At 58.0% G+C, this 19,213-nt stretch carries 17 protein-coding genes; 8 read left to right on the forward strand and 9 right to left on the reverse strand.

The features are described 5' to 3' along the window. Nucleotides 1-38: 38 nt before the first annotated feature. The 5 genes from feoC to greB all read right to left on the reverse strand — a co-directional run bounded on the left by feoC (nucleotide 39) and on the right by greB (nucleotide 6,181). Entirely contained in the window at nucleotides 39-275 is a 237-nt protein-coding gene (feoC, locus tag CDA56_RS28480; protein ID WP_014227148.1) for a [Fe-S]-dependent transcriptional repressor FeoC, read from the reverse strand. A 9-nt stretch (nucleotides 276-284) separates the two neighbouring features. Beyond that, nucleotides 285-2,603, reverse strand: coding sequence for a Fe(2+) transporter permease subunit FeoB (gene feoB, locus CDA56_RS28485; protein ID WP_025106824.1), 2,319 nt, complete (start codon nucleotides 2,601-2,603; stop codon nucleotides 285-287). A 27-nt stretch (nucleotides 2,604-2,630) separates the two neighbouring features. Beyond that, complete coding sequence (feoA, locus tag CDA56_RS28490) at nucleotides 2,631-2,858, reverse strand: ferrous iron transporter A (protein ID WP_004126281.1); 228 nt, start codon at nucleotides 2,856-2,858, stop codon at nucleotides 2,631-2,633. A 411-nt stretch (nucleotides 2,859-3,269) separates the two neighbouring features. Then, nucleotides 3,270-5,600, reverse strand: coding sequence for a Tex family protein (locus CDA56_RS28495; protein WP_102803204.1), 2,331 nt, complete (start codon nucleotides 5,598-5,600; stop codon nucleotides 3,270-3,272). A gap of 101 nt (nucleotides 5,601-5,701) precedes the next feature. Further along, complete coding sequence (gene greB, locus CDA56_RS28500; RefSeq protein ID WP_004106676.1) at nucleotides 5,702-6,181, reverse strand: transcription elongation factor GreB; 480 nt, start codon at nucleotides 6,179-6,181, stop codon at nucleotides 5,702-5,704. 237 nt (nucleotides 6,182-6,418) lie between these two features. Here greB and ompR point away from each other — a divergent pair, with 237 nt between their 5' ends. Together ompR and envZ are read left to right on the forward strand one after the other, a co-directional pair. Next, nucleotides 6,419-7,138, forward strand: a complete 720-nt coding sequence (gene ompR, locus CDA56_RS28505) for an osmolarity response regulator transcription factor OmpR (RefSeq protein WP_001157751.1) — start codon at nucleotides 6,419-6,421, stop codon at nucleotides 7,136-7,138. Then, nucleotides 7,135-8,496, forward strand: a complete 1,362-nt coding sequence (gene envZ / locus CDA56_RS28510) for a two-component system sensor histidine kinase EnvZ (protein ID WP_004855221.1) — start codon at nucleotides 7,135-7,137, stop codon at nucleotides 8,494-8,496. Before ompR ends, envZ begins: the two co-directional genes overlap by 4 nt. A gap of 111 nt (nucleotides 8,497-8,607) precedes the next feature. Here the strand turns inward: envZ and CDA56_RS28515 are convergent, their stop codons facing one another. Continuing rightward, nucleotides 8,608-9,879, reverse strand: a complete 1,272-nt coding sequence (locus tag CDA56_RS28515; RefSeq protein WP_048263484.1) for an acid phosphatase — start codon at nucleotides 9,877-9,879, stop codon at nucleotides 8,608-8,610. A 309-nt stretch (nucleotides 9,880-10,188) separates the two neighbouring features. On the opposite strand from CDA56_RS28515, the gene CDA56_RS28520 reads away from it, so the two are divergent. Beyond that, nucleotides 10,189-11,031 carry a 23S rRNA (adenine(2030)-N(6))-methyltransferase RlmJ gene (locus CDA56_RS28520; protein WP_009651758.1) on the forward strand — a complete coding sequence of 281 codons (843 nt, stop codon included), beginning with the start codon at nucleotides 10,189-10,191 and terminating at the stop codon, nucleotides 11,029-11,031. 71 nt (nucleotides 11,032-11,102) lie between these two features. Further along, entirely contained in the window at nucleotides 11,103-12,455 is a 1,353-nt protein-coding gene (gene gorA, locus CDA56_RS28525; RefSeq protein ID WP_032751613.1) for a glutathione-disulfide reductase, read from the forward strand. A gap of 51 nt (nucleotides 12,456-12,506) precedes the next feature. On the opposite strand, the gene CDA56_RS28530 is transcribed toward gorA, so the two are convergent. Next, nucleotides 12,507-13,130, reverse strand: a complete 624-nt coding sequence (locus tag CDA56_RS28530) for a glutathione S-transferase family protein (RefSeq protein ID WP_025106820.1) — start codon at nucleotides 13,128-13,130, stop codon at nucleotides 12,507-12,509. Between the two features lie 121 nt (nucleotides 13,131-13,251). On the opposite strand from CDA56_RS28530, the gene CDA56_RS28535 reads away from it, so the two are divergent. The 4 genes from CDA56_RS28535 (at nucleotide 13,252) to CDA56_RS28550 (ending at nucleotide 17,418) form a co-directional block, all read left to right on the forward strand. After that, nucleotides 13,252-14,400: an iron-containing alcohol dehydrogenase gene (locus CDA56_RS28535; protein ID WP_048263481.1), complete on the forward strand. Its 1,149-nt coding sequence runs from the start codon at nucleotides 13,252-13,254 to the stop codon at nucleotides 14,398-14,400. 266 nt (nucleotides 14,401-14,666) lie between these two features. Beyond that, nucleotides 14,667-16,319 carry an alpha,alpha-trehalase gene (locus CDA56_RS28540; protein WP_014227158.1) on the forward strand — a complete coding sequence of 551 codons (1,653 nt, stop codon included), beginning with the start codon at nucleotides 14,667-14,669 and terminating at the stop codon, nucleotides 16,317-16,319. Between the two features lie 68 nt (nucleotides 16,320-16,387). Next, the gene (locus tag CDA56_RS28545; protein ID WP_032694202.1) at nucleotides 16,388-16,936 is read left to right on the forward strand and encodes a GNAT family N-acetyltransferase; all 549 of its coding nucleotides are present in this window, start codon (nucleotides 16,388-16,390) and stop codon (nucleotides 16,934-16,936) included. A gap of 53 nt (nucleotides 16,937-16,989) precedes the next feature. Then, the gene (locus CDA56_RS28550) at nucleotides 16,990-17,418 is read left to right on the forward strand and encodes a lysozyme (protein WP_048263478.1); all 429 of its coding nucleotides are present in this window, start codon (nucleotides 16,990-16,992) and stop codon (nucleotides 17,416-17,418) included. On the opposite strand, the gene CDA56_RS28555 is transcribed toward CDA56_RS28550, so the two are convergent. Both CDA56_RS28555 and CDA56_RS28560 read right to left on the reverse strand, forming a co-directional pair. Next, nucleotides 17,415-18,023: a response regulator transcription factor gene (locus CDA56_RS28555; protein ID WP_032751620.1), complete on the reverse strand. Its 609-nt coding sequence runs from the start codon at nucleotides 18,021-18,023 to the stop codon at nucleotides 17,415-17,417. The genes CDA56_RS28550 and CDA56_RS28555 overlap by 4 nt on opposite strands. Nucleotides 18,024-18,372: 349 nt before the next feature. After that, complete coding sequence (locus CDA56_RS28560) at nucleotides 18,373-19,131, reverse strand: SDR family NAD(P)-dependent oxidoreductase (protein WP_025106815.1); 759 nt, start codon at nucleotides 19,129-19,131, stop codon at nucleotides 18,373-18,375. Between the last annotated feature and the right edge of the window lie 82 nt (nucleotides 19,132-19,213).

Below are 19,213 nucleotides of genomic sequence, written 5' to 3' on the forward strand. Positions count from 1 at the left end.
GTTAGCCGCAAACCGGGAAACCTGCCTTCACAGCCCAATCAGCGCAGCGACCACCACTCCCGCAGGCAGGCTTTGCCTTCCGGGCAGCTTTTACAGCTGCCGGAGAGGCAGCCATCGGCATCTTCGGTCACTTTCACCGCTTTCCCCATCGCTTGCAGGCGGCCCAGCATGGCGTCAATCAGCGGCTGCGGCGTATTCAGGCGGACGCTGAGCTGCTTTGCCTCCATCCTCCCCTGCAGGGCCAGCATATCGCGGACTTCAATTAATGACGCCATCATCGCTCCTTAGTGGCAATCGCCCGCCGGACTCTGGCAGCAGGTGGACGGCGTTTTGCGCGTCGCCAGCAGCGAGACGTCCACCCGGCTGCGCGCTCTGCGCAGCAGGCCAAAGACCACGATATTGAACAGCACCACCGCCAGAATGCACACCAGGCTATAGCGCGGATGCTGGCTAAAGCTGACGGTCTGGTAGTACAGCGTAGAGAGCGAGTAAGCGATATTCAGCCCCCACAGGACGGAGAACATCATCCAGCCGCGGCTCGACTCGCGGGCAATCGCCCCCATTACCGAGATGCAGGGAATATAGAGCAGGACAAAAATCAGGTAGCTGTACGCCGCAGCGGCGCTGCCGAATTTGCTGCCCATGACGCCCATCGCGCCGGTTGCCATTTCGCCGTCGCCTTTACTGGCTTCGATAGGGTTGGCCAGCACGCTCAGGCTGAACGTATCTTTCAGGCTCTGCCAGGTCTCATCTACCGCGGCCAGCAGCTCGTCGCCGAGGCTAAACGTCTGCGGATTAAACGCTTCGTTCTGGATATCTTCGGCGGTGTAGAGGGTGTTCAGCGTCCCCACCACCACTTCCTTGGCCATCGCGCCGGTGAACAGCCCGACGGTCGCCTGCCAGTTATCCTCATGTACGCCAATCGGTTTAAATACCGGGGTAATCACCCGGCTGACCGACGCCAGCGCCGAGTCGTTGATGTTATCGACGATCTTACCGCTCAGCGAGAAGCTGTTCAGCGCGCTGAGGAAGATACTGACGATAACGATCACTTTACCCGCGCGCAGGACGAAGCCTTTCAGGCGCTGCCAGGTCTGGATAATCAGACTCTTCACGTGCGGAACGTGATACACCGGCAGCTCCATCACGAACGGCGACGCTTCGCCGCGCATAATGGTATGCTTCAGCATCAGTCCGGTCGCAATCGCCATCACGATCCCCAGTACGTACAGCGAGAAGACCGCCAGCGCGCCGTTCTGGCCGAAAAAGGCGGCGGCGAAGACGGCGAAAATCGCCAGCCGCGCGCCGCAGGACATAAACGGCGCCATCATAATGGTCATCAAACGTTCGCGCGGCGCATCAAGCGTACGCGCGCCCATCACCGACGGAACGTTGCAACCAAAACCGACGATTAACGGCACGAAGGATTTCCCCGGTAGCCCCAGCGCCTGCATCAGGCGGTCCATCACAAACGCCGCCCGCGCCATATAGCCAGAGTCTTCAAGGAAAGAGAGGAACAGGTACATCATGCCGATCTGCGGTACCAGCGGCAGTACGGTATTAATACCGCCGCCAATCCCCTGGGCGAGGAACACCGTCAGCCAGTCCGGGAAATGCAGGGTATAGCCAACCCACTGAATACCGTGGATAAAGATAGCCACGGAACCGGCATCAAAAATGGGCTGCAGCGCGCCGCCGATATTAATCGCCAGCAAGAACATCAGGTACATAACGAACAGGAAGACCGGCAGGCCGAGGAAGCGGTTGAGGATCACTTTATCCATCGCCGCGGTAAAGCGGCTGGGCTCGGCGGTAAGGGTGTTACTGACCGCATCGCAAATGGCGGCAATGCTTTGGTAACGGGCATCGGCGATATGCAGCGCGGGGTCATCCATCTCTTCGCTCAGGTGCGCCAGGGACACGTCCAGCTTGTGGGCAGCGTCACCGGCGTAGGCGCGGCTGTAAATATCGCCTTCAAGCATCTGTAAACCCAGCCAGAGACGCTGGCGCTGCGGAATATCCGCGGCCATGGCCTGCGCCAGCTTGTCCGCCTCCCGCAGCAGCGGCTGCGGATAGTGCACCAGTTCAATAGCCTGGTTCTGCTGATGGCGATCGATCGCCATTTTTAAGGCCTCGATACCGCGCCCGCGGGTGGAAACCAGCGGGATCACCGGGCACCCGAGACGCGCGGCCAGCGCGTCGACATCAATGCGGATCTTCTGTTTTTCCGCGATATCGAGCATATTCAGCGCGACCACGCAGGGGATGCCAAGCTCCAGCAGCTGCAGCGTCAGATAGAGGTTACGTTCCAGATTGGACGCATCGACCACGTTAATCAGCATGTCGGCGTCGCCGCTGAGAATATAGTGGCAGGCAATCTGCTCATCCAGCGAGGTTTGCGAGGAGATGGTGGTCAGGGAATACGTGCCCGGAAGGTCTACCAGCGTGACCTGATGATCGGTGGTGTTGAAACCACCCTCTTTGCGTTCAACGGTCACTCCCGCCCAGTTACCGACGCGCTGGCGCGCGCCGGTGAGCTGATTGAACAGCGTGGTTTTACCGGAATTAGGATTACCAATTAAGCCAAGGGTTAATTTTTTCATATTCATACTCTTAGTGCCGGTCAGGCATTATTGTGCAACCGCTTCCAGCTCAATTAACGCAAGATCCTTTTTACGTAATACCAGGCTAACGCGTCGGGTTTCAATATGAATAGGGTCGCCGAGCGGCGCCACGCGAACCACATTGAAAGAAGAACCCGGCAGCATCCCGAGGGACAGCAGCTTCTGCCGATACGCCGGACTAATATCGCGGGAGAAACCGGTGATTTTCCACGCACTATCAGGTGTAAATTGCATAGGACCTACTTGTTTATCGCCAACTGAAAAGAGAGTTTTCCGTATGCGCCGGAGACGCGGCGCCAGGGACCGTAGCTAACGAAGAAGAAAAAATACTCAATGCAAATAATGATAATGAGAATAGTTTTTATCATCAATACATATAATGCGGCCGTTTCGCTTTTTAAAGAGAAAATTGAGCTTTTGTTGATATTGAGCAAACTCTTTTTTCTCGCCGTCGCGGAGGTGATGATTATTCTTAATGACTAAATGTTTAATTAAAGTTTCGATAGTTAACGAAATGAAAATAATAATATCGCCGTCCGTAATTCGCGCTTATTACGACGTTATAAGAAAATACTGATGCTTGTTTGCACAATATGGCGAATGCCGAAAGAAATGCGGCCCCTTAGCAAAAGGGGCCGGAAAGAATTAGCGTTTTTTACCCATTGCCGCCGCCAGCGCATCCATCATCGCGCTGTTGCCCGCAGGCTGCGCCTCGCGACTGCGAGGTTTAGCGGCCTTCGCCGCCGGGCGGTTGCCCTGAGGACGATCGTTACCGCCGCCGCGGCGCGCGTTGCTGTCGCCAGGCTGTTCGTCCAGACGCATCGTCAGCGCGATGCGCTTACGCGGCAGGTCGACTTCCATCACTTTCACCTTCACGATATCGCCCGCTTTGACCACCGTGTGCGGGTCTTCAACGAACTTATTCGACAGGGAAGAGATATGCACCAGGCCGTCCTGATGAACGCCGATATCAACGAACGCGCCGAAGTTGGTGACGTTGGTCACCGCGCCTTCGAGGATCATCCCCGGCAGCAGGTCGTTCATCGTCTCTACGCCATCGGCGAACTGGGCGGTTTTAAACTCAGGGCGCGGGTCGCGGCCCGGCTTCTCCAGCTCTTTGATGATGTCGGTCACCGTCGGCACGCCGAATTTCTCATCGGTGAAATCAGCGGCTTTCAGATGACGCAGTTCACTGCTGTTGCCCATTAAATCTTTCAGCGCCTGCTGAGTCGCCGCCAGAATGCGCTCCACCACCGGATACGCTTCCGGGTGCACGGTTGAGGCGTCCAGCGGGTTGTCGCCGTGGTTGATACGCAGGAAGCCCGCGCACTGTTCAAAGGCCTTCGGCCCCAGACGGCTGACCTTCAGCAGCTGCTGGCGATTCTGGAACTGGCCGTTCTCATCGCGCCAGGAGACGATATTCTGCGCCATCATGCGGGTCAGACCGGCGACGCGGGTAAGCAGCGGGACGGAAGCGGTATTCAGATCGACGCCGACGGCGTTTACGCAGTCTTCCACCACCGCGTCCAGCTTACGCGCCAGCTGGGTCTGGCTGACATCGTGCTGATACTGGCCGACGCCAATGGATTTCGGATCGATTTTCACCAGTTCGGCCAGCGGGTCCTGGAGACGACGGGCGATAGAGACCGCGCCGCGCAGGGAAACGTCGAGATCCGGGAACTCCAGCGCCGCCAGCTCGGAGGCGGAGTACACGGACGCGCCCGCTTCGCTGACGATGACCTTCTGCGCGGTCACTTTCGGGAACTGCTTCTGCACGTCGAGGAAGAAGCGCTCGGTTTCACGCGAGGCGGTACCGTTGCCGATCGCCACCAGCTCAACGTTGTACTTTTCACACAGCGCGGCAACCGCCACCGCCGCTTTTGCGGCCTGGCCGGTATGCGGGTAAATGGTATCGGTAGCCACCAGCTTGCCGGTACCGTCAACGACGGCGACTTTGACGCCGGTGCGCAGGCCCGGATCGAGGCCCATGGTGGCGCGCAGCCCGGCCGGCGCGGCCATCAGCAGGTCGTGCAGGTTGCGGGCAAAGACGTTAATGGCTTCGTCTTCCGCGCGTTCGCGCACGGTCCCCATCAGCTCGGTTTCGAGGTGCATCAGCACCTTGATACGCCACGTCCAGCTCACCACGCCCTTACGCCAGCCGTCCGCTGGGGCGTTGTTCAGGCGCAGGCCGAGATGGTCGATAATGATTTGCTCGCCGTGGCTCTCTTTCGGCGGCTCGTCGAACTGCGGGTCGGCGTTTAAAGAGAGCTGCAGCACGCCTTCGTTGCGGCCGCGGAACATCGCCAGCGCGCGGTGCGACGGGACGGTGGAGATCGGTTCATGGTGATCGAAGTAGTCGCGGAATTTCGCCCCTTCCTCTTCTTTACCGCTGACGACGGTCGCCACCAGGTGGGCGTTTTTCCACAGATAGTCGCGCACTTTCGCCAGCAGGCCCGCGTCTTCAGCAAAGCGCTCCATCAGGATATAGCGCGCGCCGTCGAGAGCGGCTTTTGTGTCCGCTACGCCGTTGTCGGCGTCGATATATTTAGCGGCTTCGGTTTCCGGGTCGTGAGAGGGTTCGTTCCACAGCAGATCGGCCAGCGGTTCCAGCCCGGCCTCAATGGCGATCTGCCCGCGCGTGCGGCGCTTCGGCTTGTACGGCAGATAGAGATCTTCGAGCTCGGTTTTACTCAACGTCCCGTTAATGGCTTTTTCCAGCGTCTCGGTCAGCTTGCCCTGCTCGCCGATGGACTTCAGGATCGCCTGACGACGGTCTTCAAGTTCACGCAGATAGCCCAGGCGGGTTTCCAGATTACGCAGCTGCGTGTCATCCAGACCGCCGGTGACTTCTTTACGATAGCGTGCGATAAACGGCACGGTATTCCCTTCATCAAGCAGGCGAACGGCAGCTTCTACCTGTTCAGCCCTGGCCTGAAGTTCACCCGCAATAATGCGGCAGAGCGAATCATTCATCATCGGTTTAATTCATCTTTAGGATCAAAAATCAGGGGGATAGTTATACGGACTGGCACGCTAAAATGCCAGCCGCGACCAAAGCCTCTCGGAATGTTCCGGACCTATTTGGCTTTGACGTATTCAATTTCGTTCACGTACCAGGCCGCCTCGCCCGCGGGGGTGTTCACGATAGCTAAATCACCGACCTCTTTTTTCAGCAGCGCGCGCGCCATTGGCGAATCAATGGAGATGTAGTCGTTGCGGCCAAAGATTTCATCGTAGCCGACAATCCGGAAGCGCTTCGTCTCGCCCGCATCGTTTTCAATCTCCACCCACGCGCCGAAAAAGACCTTACCCTCCTGCTGCGGCGAATAATCGACGATTTTCAGCTGCTCAAGGCACTTGGTCAGGTAGCGCACCCGGCGGTCGATTTCACGCAGGCGCTTTTTATTGTATTGGTAATCGGCGTTTTCACTGCGGTCGCCGAGGCTCGCCGCCCAGGTCACCTTTTTGGTGACTTCCGGACGTTCTTCGCGCCACAGGGTATCCATCTCTTTCTTCAGTTTTTCATACCCTTCACGGGTGATCAGCGGCGTTTTCATCGAAGGTTCCGGCTCCTGATTACAGATCTTTGTGCAATGCTGCGCACAATTCGTCGCACGTCATCATACCAACAGGATAAATAATGTGTCTTATGCTTAAATGTATACTTAAGCTGCTGTTAAATATGCTTTGTAACAATTTAGCCTGGAATATATACCAGATTTCGCTGGTGGGCGACCCGGGCTTTTTTGAGAATACGTACTGACAATTGCAGTGAACCTTTGGGAGTATAAACAATGCAAGAGAATTATAAGATTCTGGTTGTCGATGACGACATGCGCCTGCGTGCGCTACTCGAGCGTTATCTGACCGAGCAGGGCTTCCAGGTTCGTAGCGTGGCGAACGCTGAACAGATGGATCGCCTGCTGACCCGTGAATCCTTCCACCTGATGGTGCTGGATCTGATGCTGCCGGGCGAAGATGGCCTGTCCATTTGCCGCCGCCTGCGCAGCCAGAGCAACCCGATGCCGATCATTATGGTCACGGCGAAAGGGGAAGAAGTTGACCGTATCGTGGGCCTGGAAATCGGCGCCGACGACTACATCCCAAAACCGTTCAACCCGCGCGAGCTGCTGGCCCGTATCCGCGCCGTACTGCGCCGTCAGGCTAACGAACTGCCGGGCGCGCCTTCGCAGGAAGAAGCGGTTATCGCCTTTGGTAAGTTCAAGCTGAACCTCGGCACCCGCGAGATGTTCCGCGAAGATGAGCCTATGCCGCTGACCAGCGGTGAATTCGCGGTACTGAAAGCGCTGGTGAGCCATCCGCGCGAACCATTATCCCGCGATAAGCTGATGAACCTCGCTCGCGGCCGTGAATATTCGGCCATGGAGCGCTCCATCGACGTACAAATCTCCCGCCTGCGCCGCATGGTGGAAGAAGATCCGGCGCATCCGCGCTATATCCAGACCGTTTGGGGCCTGGGCTACGTTTTCGTCCCGGACGGCTCTAAGGCATGAAACGCGTGCGCTTTTCGCCGCGAAGCTCGTTTGCCCGCACCCTGTTACTGATCGTCACCCTGCTGTTCGCCAGCCTGGTGACGACCTATTTAGTGGTGCTGAATTTCGCGATCCTGCCTAGTCTCCAGCAGTTTAATAAGGTTCTGGCCTACGAAGTGCGTATGCTGATGACCGATAAACTCCAGCTGGAAGACGGCACTCAGCTGGTGGTGCCGCCGGCGTTTCGCCGCGAGATTTACCGCGAGCTGGGCATTTCGCTCTATTCCAACGAAGCGGCGGAAGACGCAGGCCTGCGTTGGGCGCAGCATTATGAATTCTTAAGTCAGCAGATGGCGCACCAGCTCGGCGGGCCAACCGAAGTGCGGGTCGAGGTAAACAAAAGCTCCCCCGTGGTGTGGCTGAAAACCTGGCTTTCTCCCAATATCTGGGTGCGCGTACCGCTGACCGAAATCCACCAGGGCGACTTCTCGCCGCTGTTCCGCTACACCCTGGCCATCATGCTGCTGGCGATTGGCGGCGCCTGGCTCTTTATTCGTATTCAGAACCGACCGCTGGTCGACCTGGAGCACGCGGCGCTTCAGGTCGGGCGAGGGATTATTCCCCCGCCGCTGCGCGAATACGGCGCATCGGAAGTGCGATCGGTGACCCGCGCCTTTAACCACATGGCGGCTGGCGTGAAGCAGCTGGCGGATGACCGCACGCTGCTGATGGCCGGGGTGAGCCATGATTTACGCACCCCCCTTACGCGTATCCGCCTGGCGACGGAGATGATGGGCGAAGAGGACGGCTACCTCGCCGAGTCGATTAATAAAGATATTGAAGAGTGTAACGCCATTATCGAGCAGTTTATCGACTACCTGCGCACCGGCCAGGAGATGCCGATGGAGCTGACGGACCTTAACGCGGTGCTGGGGGAAGTGATTGCGGCGGAGAGCGGCTACGAGCGAGAAATCGCCACCGACCTGCAGCCGGGCGAGATCCCGCTGCGCGTGCATCCGCTCTCCATCAAGCGCGCGCTGGCGAATATGGTGGTCAACGCCGCCCGCTACGGCAACGGCTGGATTAAAGTCAGCAGCGGCAGCGAGGGGAACCGGGCCTGGTTCCAGGTGGAAGATGACGGTCCGGGAATTAAACCGGAGCAGCGTGAGCATTTGTTCCAGCCGTTCGTGCGCGGCGATAGCGCCCGTACGATTAGCGGGACCGGCCTCGGCCTGGCTATCGTTCAGCGCATTATCGATAACCATAACGGTAAGCTGGAACTTGGCTCCAGCGAACGCGGCGGATTATTAATTCGCGCCTGGCTGCCGGTGCCGATGCAGCGCGCCCTGCCCGCGATAAAGCCCGCCAAAGAGAGCTAGTTCTGCCGGTACGCCCGCATTAAAACGCCCGGCGGCGCCACGCTGTACGCCGCCGCATTGCTCTTGTATCCCGGAGAGGTGCGCCAGCACCGCCTCCGGACTGCGCCAGGTTTAATGCGCTTTATTCGCCATCGCATACGCCGCTGGCAAATTCAGCCGCTGCCAGAACTGCTGCGCGTCGTTATCACCGGAAAGCGGATACCCTGCGGGCAACGCCGTTTTGACCATCAGCGCCCGACGCTGCGCGGCGGACAGATTCGGCAGCGCAGCCTCCAGCAGCACTTCAGCCCCTTGCGGCACCTTCAGGCTCTGTTTTTCGCCCTTCTGCTGCGGCAGATCGTAGGTCATGGTAAAGCGATAAAACGCGACCATCGCCGGGTCGCGATACGGATCGTCTTTCGCAGGCACTTTCGCGCACTCCGCCAGCGTCGTGCCGCACTCTTTCTCTAGCGCGGTACGCAGCTGGTCGCGGGCCTCATTAAACATCCCGCGATACTTCGCGTCATTCAGGTAGTGGGCGACATTGCGCTGCGCCACCATCCGCGAACCCATCACGTCCAGCGGATAGTGCACGCCCAGCACGATGCGCGAATAGCCATAGCGGGCGCCGCGCGTCACCAGCGCGTCGAAGCGCTCCGGGATCATCTCCGCCATCAGCAGAGCGTCGGTATAGCCGGTGTTGGTGTGCCCGCTCGGAAACGAGCCGCCGTCGGCGGTATAGGGCTTATTATCCTTAACGACCACATCGTCCGGCACCAGATGAATGGTATTGCCCTGAATCAGGAACGGGCGCGGGTTATTGAAGTGCTTTTTCGCCGCCCCGGTACTCACTTCCGAAGCTTTGATCAGCGCCGCCGCCTTACCGAGCTCGCCTTTGTCGTAGGCGGCGAGGAACGCTTTGCCGAGGCGCGGCCCCAGCGCATCGCTGAGGAAATAGAGATAGCTGATGCCTTCGGCATCCGCCAGCGCCTGGTGGCGAGCGCTCTGTGCGGCATCGCGGTTAATGGCGGTGACGGTCGCCAGGTTTTGCTGTATGACCGCCTTCGGCAGCGCGCTGAACGCTGAGAGCAGCTCGATTCCCGCCTGCTGGTTGGCTTTTGTCTGGAAGTCATAACCGCTGGCCTTCAGCCACGCGGTATCCGCCTGAGTTTTATTCTGTCTGGCGTGTTCAAGCTGGTCGCGAGTCAGGGTTGCCGCATCGCCCTTCAGCGCGTTGCGCAGCTGCGACAGGCTTTGGCTCTCCAGAGCATCAAACCCCGGACTGGCGGCGGCTGGCGTCACGCCGTTGGCGATTGCCGCCGCCTGATTCAAAGGAACCTCTTTCGCCAATGCCGGCAGCGCCAGCATGAGCGCCGATGCGAGAAGCGTGATGTGCAGTTTCATTATTTTCCTTTTATACCCTAAATAATTCGAGTTGCTTAAAGGCGGCAAGGGAGTGAGTCCCCGGGAGCATAGATAACTATGTGACCGGGGTGAGCGAACGTAGCCAACACATAAGCAGCTTGAAGTATGACGGGTAAATTCAAACCATTACCTTGCCTTTACGTGACGCTAGCCCTTCTGTTTGACGCTTTTATGACACGGTTATGTTTTGCAACGCTTTAAGCGGAATGGAAACAGCGCGGCGGTAATCCAGGCCGATCTGCGGTAAACTATCGGTCATCTTGTCTCAATCCCGGAATCACCGTATCCATGCTCAGTTATCGTCATAGCTTTCACGCAGGCAACCACGCCGACGTTCTTAAACACACCGTTCAGAGCCTGATCATTGAATCGCTCAAAGAGAAAGAAAAACCGTTTCTCTATCTGGACACCCACGCCGGCGCAGGCCGCTATCAGCTGAGCAGCGAACACGCCGAGCGTACCGGTGAATATCTCGAAGGCATCGCCCGCATCTGGCAGCAGGATGACCTGCCCGCCGAGCTGGAGCCGTATATCTCCGTCGTTCAGCACTTCAACCGTAGCGGCCAGCTGCGCTACTACCCCGGCTCGCCGTTGATTGCCCGCCAGCTGCTGCGCGAGCAGGACAGCCTGCAGATGACCGAACTGCATCCCAGCGATTTTCCGCTGCTGCGCGCCGAGTTTCAGAAAGACGACCGCGCCCGGGTTGAAAAAACCGATGGCTATCAGCAGCTGAAGTCGAAGCTGCCGCCGGTTTCTCGTCGTGGACTGGTGCTGATCGACCCGCCTTACGAAATCAAAAGCGACTACCAGGCGGTCGTGACCGGTATTCATGAAGGCTACAAACGCTTTGCTACCGGCACCTACGCGCTGTGGTATCCGGTGGTGTTACGGGCGCAGATTAAGCGCATGATCAAAGAGTTAGAGGCCACCGGCATTCGCAAAATTCTGCAAATCGAGCTGGCGGTGCGTCCGGACAGCGACCAGCGCGGGATGACCGCCTCCGGGATGATCGTCATCAACCCGCCGTGGAAGCTGGAGCAGCAGATGAACAACGTTCTGCCGTGGCTGCATAAAAAGCTGGTGCCGACCGGCATCGGCCATACCACCGTCAGCTGGATCGTGCCTGAGTAATCGCAGTCATCGGTGGAAACTATTGATTTCAGGTATACAATCTCGCCAATCAGACATTAAGGATAAGACTCATGAGCAAGCATTATGACTATATCGCCATTGGCGGCGGCAGCGGCGGTATCGCCTCCATTAACCGTGCCGCTATGTACGGCCAGAAGTGCGCGCTGATTGAAGCCAAAGACCTGGGCGGTACCTGCGTGAACGTCGGCTGCGTGCCGAAAAAAGTCATGTGGCATGCGGCGCAGATCCGTGAAGCCATCCATCTGTATGGTCCGGATTACGGTTTTGATACCACTATCAATCACTTCGACTGGGACAAACTGGTCGCCAGCCGTAGCGCCTATATCGATCGTATCCACACCTCCTACGATAACGTGCTGGGCAAAAATAAGGTCGATGTGATTAAAGGCTTCGCCCGTTTTGTCGATGCGAAAACCATCGAAGTTAACGGCGAGACGATAACCGCCGATCATATTCTGATCGCCACCGGCGGCCGCCCGAGCCATCCGAATATCCCCGGCGTCGAATACGGCATTGATTCCGATGGTTTCTTCGAACTGCCGGCGCTGCCGAAACGCGTTGCGGTTGTCGGCGCGGGCTATATCGCCGTTGAGCTGGCGGGCGTGATTAACGGCCTGGGCGCGGAGACGCACCTGTTCGTGCGTAAACATGCGCCGCTGCGTAGCTTCGATCCGCTGATCGTGGAAACGCTGGTTGAGGTGATGAACGCCGAAGGCCCGCAGCTGCATACCCATGCCATTCCGAAAGCGGTAGTGAAGAACGCCGACGGCAGCCTGACCCTGGAACTGGAAGATGGCCGCAGCCAGACCGTGGACTGCCTGATTTGGGCGATCGGTCGCGAACCGGCAACCGATAACTTCAACCTCGCCGCGACCGGAGTGGAAACCAACGATAAAGGCTATATCGTCGTCGATAAATTCCAGAACACCAACGTTCCGGGTATTTACGCCGTCGGCGATAATACCGGCGCCGTCGAGCTGACCCCGGTCGCCGTTGCCGCAGGCCGTCGTCTCTCCGAGCGCCTGTTTAACAACAAGCCGGACGAACATCTGGACTACAGCAATATCCCGACCGTGGTGTTCAGCCATCCGCCTATCGGCACCGTCGGCTTAACCGAGCCGCAGGCGCGCGAGCAGTACGGCGATGAAGCGGTGAAAGTGTATAAATCCTCTTTCACCGCCATGTATACCGCCGTGACCTCACACCGCCAGCCGTGCCGCATGAAGCTGGTCTGCGTCGGCCCGGAAGAGAAGATTGTCGGTATTCACGGTATCGGCTTCGGGATGGACGAGATGCTGCAGGGCTTCGCGGTGGCGCTGAAGATGGGCGCAACCAAGAAAGACTTCGACAATACCGTGGCGATCCACCCAACCGCCGCGGAAGAGTTTGTGACGATGCGGTAAGACGCACACCATGCCTGAAAAAGAAGCTCTCCGGAGCTTCTTTTTTTTCCTCTACGCCACGCCGTTATTCCCGTGACGCTTAAACGCCGGCCGCTGATTCAGCGCCATATACCAGCGCTCCACTTCCGCCATTTCAGGATGGGCGAACGGCGTCATTTTCCAGCGATGCACCGACAGGCCAAGGACAATATCCGCCAGCGTAAACTCTCTACCGGCGACCCATGCCCCGGTTTGCTGCAGCTGCGTATTGACGATCTGCACGCAGCGGGTCCAGGCGGCAATGCTCTCTTTGATAGCCGTCGGATCCTGAAAACGCGGGTCCTTGCGTACCAGTCCCATAAAGGCATAGCGCCAGGCAGTATTAAATTCCGTTGCCTGCCAGTCCATCCAGTGCTCAACCTCGGCGGCAGCCCGCGGCGCCGTGGGGAGCAGGTCTTCCCGCCCGGCTTTGCGCGCCAGATAGCGGCAGATGCTGTTCGACTCCCATAACACAAAGTCGTCATCCCGCAGCACGGGCACCAGGCTGTTCGGATTAAGGGCGCGAAACTCCGGGGTCTCAATCGACTGAAACCCGCTGCCGTAATCCTCCTGCTGATATTCAAGCCCCGCTTCTTCGCAGGTCCACAGCACTTTGCGCACGTTAATTGATGAGCGTTTGCCCAGTATTTTTAGCATTGTCAGCAATTCCTCAATCAAAAGAGATGTTTGTTTCACAATACTGCATCGGCGGCGCATGTACAGCCGGATAATGTGTATAGTGGATTGCACGATTTTTCTCCAGGACAGGTTACCCGACATGTTGACCTCTTTTAACGTTTTAACACCGGGCAATATCCGCTTTGGACGCGGCCTTGCTCGCAGCGCCGCCCCCTGGCTCGCCGCCCGCTCCGCACAGATACTGCTGATTCACGGCGCCAGCCTGCAGCGCGCGGCGTTCTTATTAAGCGAACTCCACGCTCACCAGCTGAACGTCACCACGCTGTCTGTCGCCCATGAACCCGACCTGCAGGATATTGAACGGGGCGTTCGTCTGGCGCGGGAAAAAGGCGTCGGCGCGGTGGTCAGCCTCGGCGGCGGCGCGGTGATAGATGCCGGCAAAGCGATTGCGGCGCTGGTTCCCGCGCAGGGGCCCGCGATCGAGTATCTGGAAGTGGTGGGTACCGGGCGCCTGTTAGAAGCCAATCCGCTGCCGTTCGTCGCCATCCCCACCACGGCCGGTACCGGGGCGGAAGTCACAAAGAACGCGGTGATCAACGTCCCCGAGCAGCAGCGCAAGGTCAGCCTGCGCGACGACCGCATGCTGCCGGACCTGGCGATTGTCGACCCATCGCTCACCGACAACACCCCGCGCGCGGTGACCCTCGCTTCCGGCCTGGATGCCCTCACCCAGGTGATTGAGCCCTGGCTGTGCGCCCGGGCGAATCCTTTTACCGACGCTCTCTGCCGGGAGGCGATCCCGCGCGGCATCAAAGCGCTCAGAACGCTGATGGCCAAAGAGTGTCCGGATAGCCGCGATGAGATGGCATGGGTCAGCCTGTGCGGTGGGCTGGCGTTAGCCAACGCCGGTCTCGGCGTCATTCACGGTCTTGCGGGCCCATTAGGCGGTCTGAGCAACGCCCCCCACGGTGCGCTTTGCGGCAGCCTGCTTCCCTTCGGCCTGGCGCTCAATGAAACGCAAATTAGCGACGAACGCCTCCGCCAGCGTTTTGCCGACGTACGCCAGTGGCTGGCCGCCGGACTGGACGCCGATCCGAACAGCGCCTGGGAGAGCCTGCGCGAGTGGAGCCAGCGATCCGGTCTGGGCAATCTGCGCGAGCTCGGCGTCCCCCGCGAAGCGCTGGAACCCGCGGCCCTCGCCGCCAGCAGCTCATCCTCCATGAAGGCTAACCCGGTTATGCTGACCAGCGAGCAGCTGCTGGAAATGCTGGAGGCCGCGTGGGAGTAATGGCTTAATCGCTAAAGCGCCTGGAAATTTAGATTTTGTTGCAAAACGAAATCTCCGAATTTTTCGGCGCAATACGAAGCGGTTAAAACGGTTTTAATGCGCCAGGTCAACGAGTTAAAGCAGAAACCCCGGGCAGACGGTTTAGAACAAAGCGTGATCTACCGCACACTTCTCTTTTCGTTTCCCGCTGCGAATGTCTAAGCTTAATAGACAGGTCGGGCGCGCCCGGCATCCTCTACTGACGCAATCCGGAGGTCCGTACCACTATGTTCAGCCAGAAATTACGCAACGTTGATGACGATGAGCTCAGGATCGAAATCGATCCGTGCTACGAAGCCGATCCGTATGAGTTAAAGCTGGATGAAATGTTCGACGCCGAACCCGAACCGGAGATCATCGAAGGGCTGCCCGCCTCGGATGCCCTGACCCCTGCCGATCGCTATCTGGAACTGTTCGCTCACGTCCAGAAGTCGCGAATTTTCGCCGATAGCAAAACCTTCCCCGACTGCGCGCCGAAGCAGGACCCGCTGGATATTTTGATTCACTACCGTCGCGTCCGGCGCACCCCCGGATTCGATCTCCGCCAGTTTGTTGAAGACCACTTCTGGCTGCCGGAAAACCGCGCCGAGGATTACGTCTCCGATCCCACTCGATCGTTAAAGGAGCATATTGATAATCTGTGGCCCGTCCTGACCCGCGAGCCGCAGGATCATATTCCCTGGTCGTCGCTGCTGGCGCTGCCGCAGTCTTATATTGTGCCTGGCGGGCGGTTTAGCGAAACCTACTACTGGGATTCCTACTTCACCATGCTGGGGCTGGCGGAAAGCGGCCGCGAAGACCTGCTGAAATGCATGGCCGACAACTTCGCGTGGATGATTGAAATCTACGGCCATATTCCTAACGGCAACCGCACCTACTATCTCAGCCGCTCGCAGCCGCCGGTGTTTGCCCTGATGGTCGAACTGTTTGAAGAGGATGGGGTTCGCGGCGCCAAACGATACCTTGACCATCTGCGGATGGAGTACAGCTTCTGGATGGACGGCGCGGAATCGCTGATCCCCAATCAGGCCTACCGTCACGTGGTGCGGATGCCGGACGGCTCGCTGCTGAACCGCTACTGGGACGATCGCGATACGCCGCGCGATGAGTCATGGCGGGAAGATGTCGAAACGGCGAAGCACTCCGGGCGCCCGCCGAACGAGGTCTATCGCGACCTGCGCGCCGGGGCGGAGTCCGGCTGGGATTACTCCAGCCGCTGGCTGCGGGATATCACCCGGCTGGCGAGCATCCGTACCACCCAGTTTATTCCCATTGATTTGAACGCCTTCCTGTTCAAGCTGGAGAACACCATCGCCAACCTCTCCGGCCTGAAGGGCGACCGGGAAACAGAGGCCGCTTTTCGCCAGAAGGCCAGCGAGCGCAGGGCGGCGGTAACCCGCTATCTGTGGGATGACGAAAGCGGCTGTTTCCGCGATTACGACTGGCGCCGCGAGCAGCTGGCGCTGTTTTCCGCCGCCAGCCTCGTCGCGCTGTACGTCGGCATGGCGACCCATGAACAGGCCGACAGGCTCGCCGACGCGGTACGCGCCCGCCTGCTCACCCCCGGCGGTATTATGGCGACGGAATATCAAAGCGGTGAGCAGTGGGATAAGCCCAACGGCTGGGCGCCGCTGCAGTGGATGGCGGTACAGGGTTTTAAAATGTACGGCCAGGATCCGCTGGGCGATGAGATAGCCCAAAGCTGGCTGCAAACGGTGAATCATTTCTATAAACAGCACTATAAGCTGATTGAAAAGTACCATATCGCCAGCGCCACGCCCCATGAAGGCGGAGGCGGTGAATATCCGCTCCAGGATGGCTTTGGCTGGACGAATGGCGTGGTGCGCCGGCTTATCGGCCTGTACGGCGAACCGTTGTAAAAGCGGACTATTCCCGCGGTCGATGTCCTGCTATGTTCATGGCATCGACTTTCGCCGGAAGCCCAGCTATGCCTGAACTGGTTACCCCACGTCTGCGCTGCTCGCCGCTGCAGCTTGACGACTGGCCCTTTTTTCTCAGCTTACAGCAAGACCCCCAGGTGATGCTTTACGTCGCGGATCCCCGCCCGGTAGCGGACATTCGCGACGCTTTTGATGCCCGGCTTCCCGCGTGGTCGCCGGGCGCGGCCCACTGGCTGTGCCTGGTAGTGCGCGACCGCTACACCCACGCTCCCCTGGGCCTCACCGGCTATCAGCACCACGCTGCCGATAGCGCTGAAGCGGGCTTTCTGTTCGCTCCCCGGGCGCAGGGCAAAGGTTACGGCTATGAGTCTCTGCGCGCACTGTGCGATTACGCTTTCTCCGCCGGCGGCATCCGGCGACTGACGGCAACCGTCACCGCGGGCAATCTGGCGTCAAAAAATCTGCTGCAAAAGGTCGGTTTTCACCAGGAGGGCGAGCTGCGCGACTGCTACTGGCTCAACGGTCGCTGGCACAACGATTGGCTGTTTGGCCTGCTGCGCCGCGATTACCACCAGCCTGGGCCATCTGGCGAATAGGGCGCGACGCGCTTTTCCTCTACACTGCAGGCCGACAACAGAGGAAGCGATAAATGTCCCCAACCATACCGCCGCTAAGCCTGCACGGGCTGGAGTTTATTAAGCGAATGCAGGGGTTAGCGCTCGCCCCCTATCGGGACGAAAGCGGCCTGCGCGTGATTGGCTACGGCCACGTTCTCAATGATTACGAATCGTTCCCTCACTTCACGCGCGAGATCGCGGAGACTCTGCTTATCGTCGATCTTCTGCAGTGCCAGCGCGAACTTAAGCGCAGGCTCCGGGTCACGCTTAATCAAGCGCAATATGATGCGCTGGTCTCTTTAGCCTTTAGCTGCGGGGCGGCGTCTCCGGCGCTTGATACCGTCCTCACCCATCTTAACCATCAGCGGTTCGCTGACGCGCTGAGCGCATGGGAAAATATTTGCAGCGGCCGCGAACAGCGGCGCGAAGAGTGCGCAAGATTCAAAACCAGAGCCGATTAAGTTTCGCTGACGCGATGAAAGACCATCGCCGCCTGGGTACGATTCTTCACGTCCAGCCGACGGTACAGCGACTCAAGATGGGCCTTTACCGTGCCGGTGCTGATATTTAACGTCCGGCTAATCTGTTTATTAGAGTCACCGGCGGCCAGCAGCTGCAAAATCTCCCGCTGGCGCTGGCTCAAATGAACTCGTTTATTATCGCTCACCTCCGCCATTATTAATCCATCGTCCGGCAAGCAGGGCAGCCCCCGCCGGAGACGGTTGATGGTCTGAGCGAAAGTGGGCAAACTTTCCTCGCGCTGCACGATGGCCCGCACATTATAAGACAGCGCGCGCTGTAGCCAGCCCTTATTATCGTCAGAAACGATCAGCAGGACCTGAGCGTGCGGAAAGCGACGCTGTTTTTCCTCCAGCAGCCAACAGCAAAACTCACCGTGCATATCCCCGTCCAGCATGAGCAGCGCGTCAGGATGCGCCGTCAGCTTCTGCCAGAGCTGTTCAGCCTGACAGGTGCCAAAAATATCAATCTCTGGAATGTATTGCTGGAGGCCAATTTTCATTCCATGAATAAATATCGACTGCCTGTCAAACATGAGTATCTGCATGGGTTTCGCTCCAATAAATAAATGCCCGATGAAAAGGCAAACATCAGCCAAAATAAATAACAACTTGCCGTTTGGCCTGGGGCATTTTACCGATAGGGATGCGAAACTAAATATCATAACAATGAATAGTTACAGGGCTTATTGGCCCCATTACTTATCCACAATATTTATTACATTTGAATTAAGGAAATTCTTAATGAAACGGGCAAGAAAAAATAAAAATAATACTAATTTTCTAGTTTAAACGAAGCCGGAAACGCAGGCGATGGCGAAATGAGAAAAGTCTGTTACGAAATAAGAAGCGCATGAAATACGTTAGCCCCTCCATACTCTATGGAGGGGCGCGGGATTACAAGAACATCCCACCGGAGACTTCTACGCGCTGGGCGTTCATCCAGCGCAGGTCATCGCTAAGCAGCGCGGCGATGGCATCGCCAATATCATCCGGCAGCCCCACTCTTCCGAGCGCCGTTTGCGCGGCAATATGCTGATTCACCTGCGCGTTATCCCTGACCACACCGCCGCCAAAATCGGTTTCAATCGCGCCGGGCGCAATAATATTGACCGAAATTCCGCGTTCTCCCAGCTCCTTCGCCTGGTAGCGCGTCAGCACCTCCATCGCGCCTTTCATTGAGGCGTAGGCCGCATAGCCCGGCAGCGCGAAACGCGCCAGTCCGCTGGAAACGTTGAGGATCCGCCCCCCGTCCTGCAATAACGGCAGCAGGCGTTGGGTAAGGAAAAACGGCCCCTTAAACTGGATGTTCATTAATTCATCAAACTGCGCCTCGCTGGTTTCAGCAAAGGGAATATTCAGGCCAATTCCGGCATTGTTCAATAAATAGTCGAAGGTCTCCCGCTGCCAGCGCTGCTGAAGCACTTCTCTTACCTTCTGAGCAAAACTGCCGAAACTGCCAACATCACCGACGTTTAGCGGTAATGCCGCGGCTTTCACGCCCGTTTGCTCAATTTCAGCCACCACGTCCAGCGCCGCCTGCGGGTTACTGTGCCAGGTCAGAATAATATCGGTTCCCTTTGCCGCCAGCTTTAATGCGGCGTTTTTTCCCAGTCCACGGCTACCGCCGGTGACTAAAGCGATACGTTGCGTCATCAGAAAACCCCTTCTTGGTTGCGTTTGCATCGCTGAAGAGCTTATTAGCTGCTATAAAAACAATAAATATGGCAAATTACGT

This window comes from Klebsiella michiganensis, from assembly GCF_002925905.1.
In the GTDB taxonomy this organism is placed as follows: Bacteria; Pseudomonadota; Gammaproteobacteria; order Enterobacterales; family Enterobacteriaceae; genus Klebsiella; species Klebsiella michiganensis.

Bases quoted from the DNA above. Each gene is read 5' to 3' on its own strand.
- feoC (WP_014227148.1), bottom strand. From the start codon at position 275: ATGGCGTCATTAATTGAAGTCCGCGATATGCTGGCCCTGCAGGGGAGG.
- feoB (WP_025106824.1), bottom strand. From the start codon at position 2,603: ATGAAAAAATTAACCCTTGGCTTAATTGGTAATCCTAATTCCGGTAAA.
- feoA (WP_004126281.1), bottom strand. From the start codon at position 2,858: ATGCAATTTACACCTGATAGTGCGTGGAAAATCACCGGTTTCTCCCGC.
- CDA56_RS28495 (WP_102803204.1), bottom strand. From the start codon at position 5,600: ATGATGAATGATTCGCTCTGCCGCATTATTGCGGGTGAACTTCAGGCC.
- greB (WP_004106676.1), bottom strand. From the start codon at position 6,181: ATGAAAACGCCGCTGATCACCCGTGAAGGGTATGAAAAACTGAAGAAA.
- ompR (WP_001157751.1), top strand. From the start codon at position 6,419: ATGCAAGAGAATTATAAGATTCTGGTTGTCGATGACGACATGCGCCTG.
- envZ (WP_004855221.1), top strand. From the start codon at position 7,135: ATGAAACGCGTGCGCTTTTCGCCGCGAAGCTCGTTTGCCCGCACCCTG.
- CDA56_RS28515 (WP_048263484.1), bottom strand. From the start codon at position 9,879: ATGAAACTGCACATCACGCTTCTCGCATCGGCGCTCATGCTGGCGCTG.
- CDA56_RS28520 (WP_009651758.1), top strand. From the start codon at position 10,189: ATGCTCAGTTATCGTCATAGCTTTCACGCAGGCAACCACGCCGACGTT.
- gorA (WP_032751613.1), top strand. From the start codon at position 11,103: ATGAGCAAGCATTATGACTATATCGCCATTGGCGGCGGCAGCGGCGGT.
- CDA56_RS28530 (WP_025106820.1), bottom strand. From the start codon at position 13,130: ATGCTAAAAATACTGGGCAAACGCTCATCAATTAACGTGCGCAAAGTG.
- CDA56_RS28535 (WP_048263481.1), top strand. From the start codon at position 13,252: ATGTTGACCTCTTTTAACGTTTTAACACCGGGCAATATCCGCTTTGGA.
- CDA56_RS28540 (WP_014227158.1), top strand. From the start codon at position 14,667: ATGTTCAGCCAGAAATTACGCAACGTTGATGACGATGAGCTCAGGATC.
- CDA56_RS28545 (WP_032694202.1), top strand. From the start codon at position 16,388: ATGCCTGAACTGGTTACCCCACGTCTGCGCTGCTCGCCGCTGCAGCTT.
- CDA56_RS28550 (WP_048263478.1), top strand. From the start codon at position 16,990: ATGTCCCCAACCATACCGCCGCTAAGCCTGCACGGGCTGGAGTTTATT.
- CDA56_RS28555 (WP_032751620.1), bottom strand. From the start codon at position 18,023: ATGCAGATACTCATGTTTGACAGGCAGTCGATATTTATTCATGGAATG.
- CDA56_RS28560 (WP_025106815.1), bottom strand. From the start codon at position 19,131: ATGACGCAACGTATCGCTTTAGTCACCGGCGGTAGCCGTGGACTGGGA.